This is a genomic window from Klebsiella sp. 2019SCSN059, from assembly GCF_021739525.1.
In the GTDB taxonomy this organism is placed as follows: Bacteria; Pseudomonadota; Gammaproteobacteria; order Enterobacterales; family Enterobacteriaceae; genus Klebsiella; species Klebsiella quasipneumoniae.
This window is the reverse complement of sequence record NZ_JAKKOM010000001.1, coordinates 1-13,905: the sequence shown is the minus strand read 5'-3', so window position 1 is coordinate 13,905 and position 13,905 is coordinate 1. Positions and strand designations below refer to the sequence as shown.

Annotated in this window: 11 protein-coding genes and 1 pseudogene; 4 read left to right on the top strand and 8 right to left on the bottom strand. The window is 57.8% G+C overall.

The window, feature by feature from the left end; genetic code table 11:
• Window positions 1–3: 3 nt before the first annotated feature.
• From ptrB to L2I46_RS00050, 3 genes are all read right to left on the bottom strand, one after another.
• On the bottom strand, window positions 4–2,064 hold the full coding sequence (gene ptrB, locus L2I46_RS00060; RefSeq protein WP_236947447.1) for an oligopeptidase B: 2,061 nt from the start codon (window positions 2,062–2,064) through the stop codon (window positions 4–6).
• A 120-nt stretch (window positions 2,065–2,184) separates the two neighbouring features.
• A complete protein-coding gene (locus L2I46_RS00055; RefSeq protein WP_105490719.1) occupies window positions 2,185–2,844 on the bottom strand; it encodes a tellurite resistance TerB family protein in 660 nt (219 codons plus the stop codon).
• A 219-nt stretch (window positions 2,845–3,063) separates the two neighbouring features.
• The gene (locus tag L2I46_RS00050) at window positions 3,064–3,411 is read right to left on the bottom strand and encodes a YebG family protein (protein WP_032453376.1); all 348 of its coding nucleotides are present in this window, start codon (window positions 3,409–3,411) and stop codon (window positions 3,064–3,066) included.
• Between the two features lie 135 nt (window positions 3,412–3,546).
• Between L2I46_RS00050 and purT the strand changes: the two genes are divergently transcribed.
• Window positions 3,547–4,725, top strand: coding sequence for a formate-dependent phosphoribosylglycinamide formyltransferase (purT, locus tag L2I46_RS00045; RefSeq protein WP_105490720.1), 1,179 nt, complete (start codon window positions 3,547–3,549; stop codon window positions 4,723–4,725).
• A 58-nt stretch (window positions 4,726–4,783) separates the two neighbouring features.
• Here the strand turns inward: purT and L2I46_RS00040 are convergent, their stop codons facing one another.
• The 4 genes from L2I46_RS00040 to L2I46_RS00025 form a co-directional block, all read right to left on the bottom strand.
• Window positions 4,784–5,425 carry a bifunctional 4-hydroxy-2-oxoglutarate aldolase/2-dehydro-3-deoxy-phosphogluconate aldolase gene (locus L2I46_RS00040; protein ID WP_002911423.1) on the bottom strand — a complete coding sequence of 214 codons (642 nt, stop codon included), beginning with the start codon at window positions 5,423–5,425 and terminating at the stop codon, window positions 4,784–4,786.
• A gap of 38 nt (window positions 5,426–5,463) precedes the next feature.
• A complete protein-coding gene (gene edd / locus L2I46_RS00035) occupies window positions 5,464–7,275 on the bottom strand; it encodes a phosphogluconate dehydratase (protein WP_023290242.1) in 1,812 nt (603 codons plus the stop codon).
• A gap of 222 nt (window positions 7,276–7,497) precedes the next feature.
• Window positions 7,498–8,973 carry a glucose-6-phosphate dehydrogenase gene (gene zwf / locus L2I46_RS00030; RefSeq protein WP_004203394.1) on the bottom strand — a complete coding sequence of 492 codons (1,476 nt, stop codon included), beginning with the start codon at window positions 8,971–8,973 and terminating at the stop codon, window positions 7,498–7,500.
• A 10-nt stretch (window positions 8,974–8,983) separates the two neighbouring features.
• On the bottom strand, window positions 8,984–9,133 hold the full coding sequence (locus L2I46_RS00025; protein ID WP_032453387.1) for a hypothetical protein: 150 nt from the start codon (window positions 9,131–9,133) through the stop codon (window positions 8,984–8,986).
• 159 nt (window positions 9,134–9,292) lie between these two features.
• Between L2I46_RS00025 and L2I46_RS00020 the strand changes: the two genes are divergently transcribed.
• Window positions 9,293–10,198 carry a MurR/RpiR family transcriptional regulator gene (locus L2I46_RS00020; protein WP_072096624.1) on the top strand — a complete coding sequence of 302 codons (906 nt, stop codon included), beginning with the start codon at window positions 9,293–9,295 and terminating at the stop codon, window positions 10,196–10,198.
• 125 nt (window positions 10,199–10,323) lie between these two features.
• Window positions 10,324–11,766: a pyruvate kinase gene (gene pyk / locus L2I46_RS00015; RefSeq protein ID WP_002911440.1), complete on the top strand. Its 1,443-nt coding sequence runs from the start codon at window positions 10,324–10,326 to the stop codon at window positions 11,764–11,766.
• A 63-nt stretch (window positions 11,767–11,829) separates the two neighbouring features.
• On the opposite strand, the gene L2I46_RS00010 is transcribed toward pyk, so the two are convergent.
• The gene (locus L2I46_RS00010; protein ID WP_236947446.1) at window positions 11,830–13,164 is read right to left on the bottom strand and encodes a 2-hydroxycarboxylate transporter family protein; all 1,335 of its coding nucleotides are present in this window, start codon (window positions 13,162–13,164) and stop codon (window positions 11,830–11,832) included.
• Between the two features lie 416 nt (window positions 13,165–13,580).
• Between L2I46_RS00010 and L2I46_RS00005 the strand changes: the two are divergent.
• A pseudogene (locus L2I46_RS00005) lies at window positions 13,581–13,829 on the top strand (AEC family transporter); the annotation flags it as partial.
• Window positions 13,830–13,905: the final 76 nt, after the last annotated feature.

The window sequence follows — 13,905 nt, the reverse complement described above, 5'->3', positions numbered from 1 at the left end:
CCCCTACACTGCCGCTTTCCCCGGCAGTGTCCCCTGCGCCAGGGCGATGAAAAAGGCGTACTCCAGCGCCACCCCCTCATAGCTTTTAAAGCGCCCGGATTTTCCGCCATGTCCGGAGTCCATATCGGTGCAGAGCAGCAGCAGGTTATCGTCGGTTTTCAGTTCACGCAGTTTCGCCACCCACTTCGCCGGCTCCCAGTATTGCACCTGGGAATCGTGCAGCCCGGTGGTCACCAGCATATGCGGATACGCCTGCGCCTCCACGCCGTCGTAGGGGCTGTAGCTTTTCATGTAGTGGTAATAGGTTTCATCCTGCGGGTTCCCCCACTCTTCAAATTCGCCGGTCGTCAGCGGAATGGTCTCATCCAGCATGGTGGTCACCACGTCGACGAACGGCACCTGAGCTATTACGCCGTGGAACAGCTCTGGACGCTCGTTAACGGCCACCCCCATCAGCATCCCGCCGGCGCTGCCGCCCATGCCATAGCAGAGCCGCGGGTCGCCGTACCCCTGGGCCAGCAGCGCGTCGCAGACGTCCAGATAGTCGTTGAAGGTATTTTTCTTACACAGGAATTTACCGTCCTCATACCATTGCTGGCCCAGCTCGCCGCCGCCGCGAACGTGGGCGATAGCGTAGACAAAGCCCCGGTTGAGCAGGCTCAGCCGGCTGGCGCTGAAATCGGCATCGATACTGTCGCCATACGAGCCATAGCCATAGACCAGCAGCGGATTGCTCCCTTTACGAAAATGGTCGCGATGATAGACCAGCGAGACCGGGACTTCGACGCCATCGCGGGCGGTTACCCACAGGTGCTCGCTCTGATAGCAGCGGGTGTCCAGCCCCTTCACCTCCTGCTGCTTGATCACCCGTCGTTCGCCGGTATCCATATCCAGCTCAAACAGGGTGTCGGGCGTGGTCATCGAGGAGTAGCCGTAGCGCAGGCGCGACGTTTCAGGCTCCGGGTTATAGGCAAGCCAGGTGACATAGGCCGGATCGTCAAAGGCGATCCCTACCACCTCCTGGGTCCTGCGGTTAATCTGCCGCAAACTGGTCAGGCCGCGCTGACGCTCCTCGACGACCAGCCAGTCGGTAAACAGGGTAAATCCTTCGAGCATTACGTCGTGACGCGGCGGGATCAGCGTGGTCCACTGCTCTTCATCGCGCAGCACGGTACGGTAGAGGCCAAAATTCTTCCCCTCCCGGTTGGATCGCAGATAAAAAGCGTGCTGATAGTGATCGAGGCTATATTCATGATCTTTACGCCGCGGCAGGAAGCAGACCGGCTCGGCGTCTGGCAATTCGGCGTTGAGCAGCAGCACTTCGCTGGTGGTGGCGCTGGAGAGATAGATCACCACGAACTGCTGGGATGTGGTTTTATGCACGCTGACGTAGAAGGTCTCATCTTTTTCCTCATAGACCAGCGCGTCGCTCTGCGCCGGCGTCCCGACGGTGTGGCGCCAGACCTGATAAGGAAGCAGCGTGGTGGGATGTTTACGCACATACCACACAAAGCGTGAATCGTTACTCCAGGCAAAGCCGGAGGTGACATTTTCCAGGGTCTCCGGATACCACTCGCCGTTGCTGAGATCGCAAAAGCGCAGGCCGTACTGGCGGCGGGAGAGATAATCTTCCGCCACCGCCATCAGCTGGTTGTTGGGCGCAATGCCCAGCCCGCCCAGGGTGTAAAACTCGCTTTTCGCCGCCCGCTGGTTGGCATCAAGCAGGATCTCCCACTCGTCCCACTCCTCTTTCAGCACCGACTGGCGCTGGTAGATAGCGTATTCGCAGCCCGGCTCGTACACCTGACGATAGCGAAAGCCGTTTTTGCTGTAGGGAGCCGAGACTTCCCGCTGCGGAATGCGGTCGATAATCTCTTTCAGCAGACGCTCCTGCAGGCTGAGCTGCGAATCCATCACTTGCTTGCCGTAGGCGTTTTCCGCGTGCAGATATTCCAGCACATCAGGCCGCGCGCGTTCATCGTCGCGCAGCCAGTAATAGTTATCGATGCGTGTATCGCCATGCAAGGTCATGGCGTGAGGGATCCGTTTGGCTTTAGGTGGCATGTTATTCTTCTGCTGCTTTTTCGTGACACAAGAGCATTCAGGCCGCAGGGTGGCGCCTGAATGATGACGTGTCTATAAGGGTGGCAAAAGACGCGGGCGATGCAAGCGAAACGTGATAATTTAAACGCTTAGCGCCTGTTTTTGTGACTGGATATCCTGTTCGATGTCGGCCCGGACATCTTTTGGCAACGCCAGGGCCTCACCCAGGGCGTTGAGATAGCTGCGCTCCATAAAGTGGTCGATATCGATCACCGCGCAGCTGACGTAGTAGATCTCCAGCGCCTCCTGCGGGTCAACGATGCCCTCGGCGAGACGCTGCGGATCCAGCGGCTGAGCCAGCGCCTGGTCAATCAGCACCCTGGCCTGAACGTCAATATTGGCCTCCCGAAGCTGGGCTTCAATCCTCGTCCGCTCGTGATCGTCGATATGCCCATCGCTTTTGGCGGCAAACACCAGGGCGGTGATCAGCCGCACGCTGCGCGGATCGACATCCGCCGGCGCCGCAGCCGTCTCTGGTGTCGGGGCGGGCGCGTTCTGAGCGCGCATTTTCTGCTGATACTTGTTCCACAACACGGTACCCGCCACTGCCCCGCCGCCAGCCAGCAGCGCGCTGGTGCCATATTTCGCCAGCAGCTTGCGTGACGATTTGCTGGTCACCAACAGCCCTGCCAGCCCGCCAATGGCGCCGGGCAGCAGGGCGCTTCCTTTTGACGATTCGCCGGACGGCGACGCGCCCTGCTGTCCGAGCAGCGACTGCAGTTGATTTAGCCAGTTAGCCATGGTTTTCCTCTCAGGTGACAAACACTGTTATCAGCCTAAACGACGCGATGTCAGGAAATGTTAGATATGGCTAAAGATGCGCAAAGGTGCGCGCGGCGGCGGTACCGGGTTCAGCCGACCAACCCGCCAACCCGCCAACCCGCCAGCACGCCAGCACGCCAGCACGCCAGCACGCCAGCACGCCAGCACGCCAGCCCGCCAGTGGCTGACCGCCAGCCATCAGGCCGCTTTGGCTTTCCGCGTTTTGGCAGCCGGCGCGGCGGCATCTTCCGCCGGGGAAGCCTCTGCGTCCGTTGACGGCGCGGGCGCATCGTGCGCAGTCGCATCCTGCTCCGGCAGTTTGCCGGCGCGCAGGATATGCTGCAGCGCCTCTTTACGCTCCGCCAGCCACATCGCCATGGTATCGCGCTGGGCATCGTCCATTTCCAGCGGCGATGCTACCAGCCAGTCATTCAGCACCTCTGCCAGATCGAGCATTTTGTCGTAAGCGTCGGCCTCTTTTTTGCTGGCAAAAGACATTTTTTCCTCACCTTCGCGGATCACCACATATTTAATTTCAACCGCCATGCTGCAGCCTCTCGATACTGTATTTTTATACAGTATAACAAATTTCACTTCCGGACTCAACTCACGCGCGTAAAGACAGACGCAAACGTTTTCGTTTATAATCGACCGCATCTTTTTTTACTGCGGAAGAGAGTTATGACTGTATTAGGCACCGCGCTGCGCCCGGCAGCCACCAAAGTTATGCTGTTAGGCTCCGGCGAGCTGGGTAAAGAAGTCGCCATTGAATGTCAGCGCCTGGGCATTGAAACTATCGCCGTCGACCGCTACCCCGATGCCCCGGCGATGCAGGTCGCCCACCGCGCCCACGTCATCAATATGCTGCACGGCGAGAGCCTGCGCGCGCTGATCGAACAGGAAAAACCTGATTACATCGTGCCGGAGATCGAAGCTATCGCCACCGATACCCTGGTCAAACTGGAGCAGGCCGGGCAGAAAGTGGTCCCCACGGCGCGGGCAGCGAAGCTCACCATGAACCGCGAAGGCATTCGCCGTCTGGCGGCGGAAGAGCTTCAGCTCCCCACCTCCAGCTACCGTTTCGCCGACAGTGAAGACGCCTTCCGCGCGGCGGTTGCGGAGATCGGCTTGCCGTGCATCGTCAAACCGGTGATGAGCTCCTCCGGTAAAGGACAAAGCTTTATCCGCTCGGCTGACCAGCTCAGCGAAGCCTGGCGCTACGCCCAGCAGGGCGGCCGCGCCGGCGCCGGGCGGGTGATCGTCGAAGGGGTGGTGAATTTCGACTTTGAAATCACCCTGCTCACCGTCAGCGCCGTCGATGGCGTGCATTTCTGCGCCCCGGTCGGCCATCGTCAGGAAGATGGCGATTATCGTGAATCCTGGCAGCCGCAGCAGATGAGCGACCTGGCCCTTGAACGCGCTCAGGATATCGCCCGTAAGGTCGTGCTGGCGCTGGGGGGGCATGGCCTGTTCGGCGTGGAGCTGTTCGTTTGCGGCGACGAGGTGATCTTCAGCGAAGTCTCCCCGCGCCCGCACGACACCGGAATGGTGACGCTTATTTCGCAGGATCTCTCGGAATTCGCTCTGCACGTTCGCGCCTTTCTTGGGCTGCCCGTCGGCGCCATCCGCCAGTATGGCCCAGCCGCTTCCGCGGTGATCCTTCCGCAGCTGACCAGCCAGAACGTCAGCTTCGGCCAGCTGCAGTCGGCCGTCGGAGCTGGCCTGCAGCTGCGTCTGTTCGGCAAGCCGGAGATTGACGGCACCCGTCGTCTGGGGGTGACCCTCGCCGTCGCCGATTCAGTGGAAGAGGCCGTGGCGCGAGCTAAAACCGCCGCCGCGGCGGTTATCGTCGAAGGATAAATAATAAAAAAACCCGGTCGCGTTGCCGCTGACCGGGTTGTTGACCTTGAGGCGCGGTTTACTTCGCGCCTTCCACCGCTTCACGCGCCAGGGTGGTGATGCGATCGTAGTCGCCAGCTTCCAGGGCGTCGGCCGGCACCAGCCAGGAACCACCGATGCACAGCACGCTGTTCAGCGCCAGGTAATCACGGTAGTTGGCCGGGGAGATACCGCCGGTCGGGCAGAAACGAATGTGACCGAACGGACCAGCAATCGCCTGCAGCGCTTTCACGCCGCCGTTGGCTTCCGCCGGGAAGAATTTAAACTCTTTCAGACCGTACTGCATGCCCAGCATCAGCTCGGAGACGGTGCTGATCCCCGGGATCAGCGGAATAGTGCCGTCTTCGGTCGCCGCTTTCAGCAGAGATTCGGTCAGCCCCGGGCTGATAGCGAACTGCGCGCCGGCTTCTGTTACCGCTTTCAGCTGCTCGACGTTGGTGACGGTGCCCGCGCCGACAATCGCGTCCGGCACTTCTTTAGCAATCGCGCGGATCGCCTCCAGGGCGCACTCGGTGCGCAGAGTCACTTCCAGGACGCGCACGCCGCCCGCGACCAGCGCTTTCGCCATCGGTACCGCGTGTTCCAGCTTTTTCACTACGATAACCGGGACAACCGGACCGGAGGTGAGGATTGCTTCTGCTGTTGTTTTCCAGTTTTTCATCAGGATTTTCTCTCGCCAGATCTAGAAATTAAATCGTCTTAAAAAGTGATGCAGGTTGCGCCCTGCTCCGCGCCAGAGAGCTTCTCACGCAGCGCCCCAAACATCTCCCGACCGGTTCCTACGCGCGACGCGCTGAGGTCAGGGATATGCGGCTGACGCGCCGCCAGTTCGGCATCGTCCACCAGCAGCGTCAGTTCCCCCGTCTGCCCGTTCACGCGAATAAGATCGCCATCGCGCACTTTCGCCAGCAACCCACCATCATAGGCTTCAGGCGTGACATGGATGGCTGACGGGACTTTACCGGAGGCGCCAGAGAGTCGGCCATCGGTCACCAGCGCTATTTTGAAACGGCGGTCCAATAATACACCAAGTGGCGGCATAAGTTTATGTAATTCTGGCATCCCGTTCGCTTTTGGCCCCTGATGACGGACCACCACCACGCAGTCTTTGTCCAGCAGACCCGCTTCAAAGGCCGGCAACACGTCGTGCTGGCTCTCGAACACCACCGCCGGCGCTTCGATCACCTGGTTCTCTACCGGGACTGCCGAGGTTTTCATGACCGCACGGCCGAGGTTACCGCTCAGCACCTTGGTGCCGCCGTGACGGGAGAACGGTTTCTCGAAAGTCGCGATGACCTGATCGTCAAGCGGCGCCGTCGCGCCTTCCCGCCAGTCCAGCTCGCCGTTGTTGAGCCACGGCTCGAGGGTGTAGCGCGACAGGCCGAAGCCGGCGACGGTGTGAACGTCCTCATGCAGCAGGCCGCCTTTCAGCAGCTCGCGCACCAGAACCGGAACGCCGCCCGCCGCCTGGAAATGGTTGATATCCGCCGGGCCGTTGGGGTAGAGGCGCGCCAGCAGCGGCACCACGTCTGACAGGTCGGAGAAATCATCCCAGTTAATGATGATGCCCGCCGCGCGGGCCATCGCCACCAGGTGCATGGTGTGGTTGGTGGAACCGCCGGTCGCCAGCAGCGCCACAATGCCGTTGACCACCACTTTTTCGTCAAACATTTTGCCCAACGGCATCCACTCGTTGCCATTGCCGGTCATGCGGGTGACCTGGCGCGCAGCGGCGGCGGTCAGCGCTTCCCGCAGCGGGGCATCCGGATGGACGAAGGACGATCCCGGCAGCTGCATGCCCATAAACTCCACCACCATCTGGTTGGTGTTCGCCGTACCGTAGAACGTACAGGTCCCCGGAGCGTGGTAAGAAGCGGCTTCGGACTCCAGCAGCGCCATGCGGTCAACTTTGCCCTCAGCGTATAGCTGGCGAATGCGAACCTTCTCTTTATTAGGCAGGCCGCTGGCCATCGGACCGGAGGGAATAAAGACCGACGGCAGGTGGCCGAATGAGAGCGCCGCCATGGTCAGTCCGGGCACAATTTTATCGCACACGCCGAGATACAGCGCGCCATCGAACATGTTATGCGACAGGCCGATGGCCGCGGACATGGCGATCACTTCGCGACTCAGGAGAGAGAGCTCCATGCCGTCCTGTCCCTGGGTCACGCCGTCGCACATCGCCGGCACGCCGCCGGCCACCTGGCCGACCGCATTGGCGCTGTGCAGCGCTTTGCGAATGATATCCGGGTAGTGTTCGTAGGGCTGATGCGCGGACAACATATCGTTGTAGGAGGTGATGATGGCGATGTTGTTGCGCAACATGCTTTTCAGGGAGGCTTTGTCGTCGGCCTGACAGGCCGCGAAACCGTGAGCCAGATTGCCGCAGGCCAGTTGCGCACGATGCACGGTGTCGGTTTTGGCCTGGTTAATCCTTGCGAGGTAAGCCGCGCGGGTATCACGCGACCGTTCGATAATGCGATTTGTTACCCGTAACATTGTCGAATTCATAAAGGCTCCTCAAAATTTTATCTGTCCGGCCGCTGCGAGATGACGTGTTTTGGTGCCCGAAGCTACCAACACCAGCGCTCAGGGGCAAAATGTCTGCAGGCAGTGTAATAAAAAAAGCCCCGTGGGTGAATCCTCACGGGGCTTAAAAGATTAAAAAGCGTGCGACTTTCTGCGTCAGATCATGTTACCGGTAAAATAACCCTGACGGATAAGACCGCGAGCTTACTCGAACTCGTTCCACGAGCGACCATCGCGGGTGATCATGGCTACCGAGGCCACGGGTCCCCAGGTCCCGGCCTGATACGGTTTCGGCGCATCGCGGTCGGCTGCCCAGGCTTCTGTGATGGAGTCCACCCACTTCCACGCCTCTTCCACTTCATCACGGCGGACGAACAGCGCCTGGATACCGCGCATGGTCTCCAGCAGCAGACGTTCATAGGCATCGGCCAGATGCGTCTGGTTGAAGGTTTCGGAGTAGCTCAGATCCAGCTTGGTGATCTGCAGGTTATGCTTGTGGTCGAGGCCCGGCACTTTGTTCAGGACCTGGATATCCACCCCTTCGTCCGGCTGCAGACGAATGGTCAGCTTGTTCTGCGGCAGCTCCTGCCAGGTCTCTTTAAACAGGTTCAGCTCCGGCGTTTTGAAATAAACCACCACTTCGGAACATTTGGTCGGCAGACGTTTGCCGGTGCGCAGATAGAACGGTACACCAGCCCAGCGCCAGTTATCGATATCAACGCGGATCGCCACGAAGGTTTCGGTGTTGCTGGTTTTGTTCGCCCCCTCTTCTTCGAGGTAGCCTGGCACTTTTTTGCCCTGGGCAAAGCCGGCGGTGTACTGGCCGCGAACGGTTTTCTCGCGCACGTTGGAGCGGTCAATACGGCGCAGGGATTTCAGCACTTTAACCTTTTCATCACGGATGCTGTCGGCGCTGAGATCGGACGGCGGCGACATGGCAATCATGCACAGGATCTGCAGCAGGTGGTTCTGGATCATGTCGCGCATCTGTCCGGCCTGATCGAAGTACCCCCAGCGCCCTTCAATGCCTACCTCTTCCGCGACGGTGATTTCCACATGATCGATGGTACGGCAGTCCCAGTTATTGACGAACAGGGAGTTGGCAAAGCGCAGCGCTAGCAGGTTGAGGACCGTCTCTTTTCCGAGGTAGTGGTCGATACGGTAGACCTGGCACTCTTCAAAAAACTCGCCGACCTGATCGTTGATTTCCCGCGAGGTTTCCAGCGAGGTGCCCAGCGGTTTTTCCATGACCACGCGCGCAGGCTTGGCATTGAGCTTCGCTTCGCCCAGACCTTTACAGATGGCGCCAAAGGTGCTCGGCGGCATGGCGAAATAGTTGATGGTGACGCGATTCTTTTGGTCCAGCATGTCGCCCAGGCGGGTGAAGCCGCTGGTGTCATTGACGTCAAGATTACAGAACTCCAGGCGTCCGCTCAGGGAATCCCACAAACCTTCATCAATTTTTTCCTTCATGAAGGTTTCCAGCGCTTCGCGCACCACTTTGGTGTAAGCCGCTTTATCCCAGTCGGCACGGCCGACGCCAATGATCCGGGTGTCGGCGTGGATCTGGCCCGCCTTTTCAAGCTGATACAGGGAAGGCAACAATTTACGCCGCGCCAGGTCGCCCTTCGCGCCGAAAATGACCAGGTCGCATGCCTGGGCCGTTTGCGTTACCGCCATGTCATTCTCCTCAGTTGATAGTCTGGTGCTTTTGCCAGGCTATATTTGTAATTTTCTTACACTGCACTGTACTGTGTTTACGTATTTCCCGAAAGCCTTCCCCTCCGTTTGCGGCGGGAAAACCGCACAGGGTGAAAACATTCGGCGATGATTTGGGCATCTGGCTGATATTGTTCGTTGTTTGTACCTGTTTCAGGTCAGTAAAATACGACTCTGATCATGTAATGAAAAAAAACAACATTTTTTCCCGTCATTCCTCACCGCTTGCGCTTGCGGAGGGGTATATTCTTGCTAAAACGCCCGATGATTTCACCCATTAATGAAATCGTTTCCATTGATGAGCGCCCTGTTACTAATGAACATGCTGGAAAAAATCCAGTCCCGACTGGAACACCTTAGCAAATCTGAACGCAAAGTGGCGGAAGTGATCCTTGCCACCCCCGCGCAGGCCATTCATTCGAGCATCGCCGCCCTCGCTCTTGAGGCCGGGGTGAGCGAACCGACCGTCAATCGCTTTTGCCGCAGTCTCGAAACCCGCGGCTTTCCTGATTTCAAGCTGCATCTCGCCCAGAGCCTTGCGCACGGCACACTCTATGTTAACCGCAATGTTGATGAAGACGACAGCGTTGAGTCATACACGGGAAAAATATTTGAATCGGCCATGGCGAGTTTAGATCAGGTCCATCATTCTCTCGACATGTCGGCAGTGAATCGCGCGGTGGATCTCCTGACTCAGGCCAAAAAAATCGCCTTTTTCGGCCTGGGCTCTTCGGCGGCGGTCGCTCATGACGCGATGAACAAATTTTTCCGCTTTAACGTGCCGGTCATCTATTCCGACGACATTGTCCTGCAACGCATGAGCTGTATGAATTGCGATGACGATGATGTGGTGGTGATTATCTCGCATACCGGCAGGACCAAGAGCCTGGTGGAGCTGGCACAGCTGGCCCGTGAAAACGATGCCATGGTGATCGCCCTCACCTCCCCCGGCTCGCCGCTGGCCCGGGAAGCTACGCTGGCCATTACCCTGGATGTGCCGGAAGATACCGACATCTATATGCCAATGGTCTCGCGTCTGGCCCAATTGACCGTCATTGACGTGCTGGCAACTGGCTTTACCCTGCGCCGGGGAGCAAAATTCAGAGATAACTTGAAGAGGGTCAAGGAAGCGCTGAAGGAATCGCGTTTTGATAAAGAACCGTTCGTACCCAGTGATAATCAATAAAAGTTGATAACAAGCAGTACCCCATTACACCTTCGATAACGATCCGGCTGTGCGACGTTGCAGGCTGGCGCTACCGAATCCATGTTCACGCAACACCAAAGTTGTATCAGTCAACGGAGTATTACATGTCCAGAAGGCTTCGCAGAACCAAAATCGTTACTACCTTAGGCCCGGCAACTGACCGCGATAACAACCTGGAAAAAGTTATCGCCGCGGGCGCAAACGTAGTGCGTATGAACTTCTCTCACGGCACCCCGGAAGATCATCAGCTCCGTGCCGATAAAGTGCGTGAGATTGCGGCAAAACTGGGCCGTCACGTAGCCATCCTCGGCGACCTCCAGGGACCAAAAATTCGCGTATCGACCTTTAAAGAAGGCAAAATTTTCCTCAACGTCGGCGACAAATTCCTGCTCGACGCCAACCTCGGCAAGGGCGAAGGCGACAAAGAGAAAGTCGGAATCGACTATAAAGGCCTGCCGGCGGACGTCGTGCCCGGCGATATCCTGCTGCTCGACGATGGTCGCGTGCAGCTGAAGGTCCTCGAAGTTCAGGGGATGAAAGTGTTCACCGAAGTGACCGTCGGCGGCCCGTTGTCCAACAACAAAGGGATTAACAAGCTGGGCGGCGGCCTGTCTGCCGAAGCGCTGACTGACAAAGACAAGGCCGATATCGTCACCGCCGCTAAAATCGGCGTCGACTATCTCGCCGTCTCCTTCCCGCGCTGCGGCGAAGACCTGAACTACGCCCGTCGCCTGGCGCGCGATGCCGGTTGCGATGCGAAAATCGTCGCCAAAGTCGAGCGTGCGGAAGCCGTCTGCGACCAGGACGCCATGGACGACGTGATCCTCGCCTCCGATGTGGTGATGGTTGCCCGCGGTGACCTCGGGGTCGAAATCGGCGATCCGGAGCTGGTGGGCATCCAGAAAGCGCTGATTCGTCGTGCGCGTCAGCTGAACCGTTCCGTCATCACCGCCACCCAGATGATGGAGTCGATGATCACCAACCCGATGCCGACCCGTGCGGAAGTCATGGACGTGGCCAACGCCGTGCTGGATGGTACCGATGCGGTGATGCTCTCCGCGGAAACCGCTGCCGGTCAGTACCCGTCGGAAACCGTGGCCGCGATGGCGCGCGTCTGTCTGGGCGCCGAAAAAATCCCGAGCCTCAACGTCTCCAAACACCGTCTGGACGTCCAGTTCGACAACGTGGAAGAAGCGATTGCCATGTCGGCGATGTATGCCGCCAACCACCTGAAAGGCATCACGGCCATCATCACCATGACCGAATCGGGCCGTACCGCGCTGATGACCTCGCGCATCAGCTCCGGTCTGCCGATTTTCGCCCTGTCCCGCCACGAGCGCACCCTGAACCTGACCGCCCTCTACCGCGGGGTGACGCCGGTGTTCTTCGACAGCCAGAATGACGGGGTGGCCGCTGCGCACGATGCCGTCAATCTGCTGCGGGACAAAGGCTACCTGGTCTCCGGCGATCTGGTGGTCGTTACCCAGGGTGACGTGATGAGCACCATCGGCAGCACCAACACCACGCGTATCCTCACCGTCGAGTAAGCCTCGGTCTCTACCTGCCAGCGCTACGGCTGGCAGGTATTTTTTTGCCCAACGCCCGGCAGGCTACACCATCCAGCTCAGCAATAGCGTCGCAGCGATCACCGTTGATGCCCCACCGATACGCGTCGCAATCTGTGCAAACGGCATCAATCCCATGCGGTTTGAGGCCGAGAGAATGGCGACATCCCCCGTTCCGCCCAGCCCGCTGTGGCAGCTGGTAACGATGGCGGCTTCCACAGGATACATATTAAGGCGTGAAGCGATAAAGAACCCGCTCAGCGCCATGGCAATGACAATGGAGCCGCACACCACGACGTAGCCAACGGAGAAGACCGAGACCACGCTCTCCAGCGGTACATACAGCATGCCCAGGCCGATCATCAGCGGCCACACCAGCGCGGCGGAGACGAACTTGTAGCAACTGTGCGCCCCCAGCTCCATCGCCGCCGGGATAACTTTTGTATATTTGCAGAATACCGCCGCCAGAATCATCAGAACCGGCCCCGGAATATGCACCACCTTCTCCAGCAGACCGCCGATGATGAAAAAGGCGCAAATCATCAGCAACCCGGCGCCCATGAGCTGAAAATCGGTGGGCTGCGTACTCTGATTCTGCGCAAAGACGCTATTATCTTCATGGCTGCGGATCAGCATCCCGTTGCCGGACAGCGCCGGGCGACGAGCGCCCATGCGGGCCAGAAAGCCGGCGCAGATAATGGCGAAGATGTTACCCACCACCGCCGCCGGCGCCAGTTGAGCCACGTAGACATCTGGCGCCTGTCCGAGGATCGCCGAATAAGCCAGCGACAACGGCAGGATCCCTTCGCCGATGCCGCCACCGATAATCGGCACAATGATAAAGAAGAAGGTGTGATACATACTGTAGCCGAATAAGCTGCCCACCAGCAGGCCGGTTACGATTGCCGCGCCGGTTCCGACCACCAACGGGACAAACATGCGCACCATCCCCTGGATCAGAATCGTGCGGTTCATGCCAAGGATACTGCCGACCACCAGGCAGGCGATGACGAAATAGAGGAGATTGGCCTCCTTCATCAGCAAATGCACGGTATCGAGCGTATGCGCTTCAAATACGCCAAAGTAGACCAGCACTGAGGGCGTCATCAGACACAAAATCGCCGGACCGCCAATATCTTTTAACACCGGCACCATGCGGCCAATTTTCGCCAGTGCGAACCCGAAGGTCATGATGACCGCCAGTCCGCCAATCATGTTTTTTGGCAACAACCCCGCGCCAGCGGAGAGCGCCACTATCGCGGCGATACCTATAAACAGCGTTAACGGCACAGCGCCGACTTCGATATTGGCGAAAAGTCGAGTCGCTTGCCCGTTCGGCAACGTTTTATCTATCGGGTGGTTGAGTGAATTATTTTTCATATTTTTACCTGAATAATAAGGAGGTCACGTAGGGTCAGGATGCAATATTAAAATCGCGCAGCACTATGAACTAAAAAGCACTAAACGCCGTATCAACTAAATACACCGAAACGGTAGCACAGGACTTTAAAACTAAAAACGACAACCGTATTAACGCTGCCGGCTTTGTGACTGAGCCATAAAGTTTATTTTAAGTAATTTAATTTATTATCGCGAAGCTAAAGTTATCGCCAGCTAAAATAATGAACTCTGTTAATGCAACGCTATGATTTAATAATCTTTTCTCTATTTGTAAGTAAAGTAGCCAAGGCGAAATTATTTAAAGCCAGATGACTGTGATGGCTATCACCTTTTAAATATTAGGGGATCGTTAGATTGGCAGCACAACAATCCGATTATATATGTCAGGACATTTTATGCCTTCACTGCTCTTGCAATCTCTTTTCCCGTTGGTATTTATCATGCTGCTCGGATGGCTTAGCGGCAAACTCGGCTATACCCGCCGTGAGGACGCCTCCGTTCTTGCCACGGTGGTTATCCGCTTTGCCCTTCCTTTTCATCTTTTTATCGGCGCATTACATACCAGCCCGGATAAAATAAAAAACTTCACCTTTATGGCGGTGCTGGTTATTGGTCTGATGGGGTCGTATTTTCTTACGCTACTGGGCTTTGTTGAATAAATCGAACTTTTGCTGAGTTGAAGGATCAGATCACGCATCTTCCCGACAACGCAGACCGTTC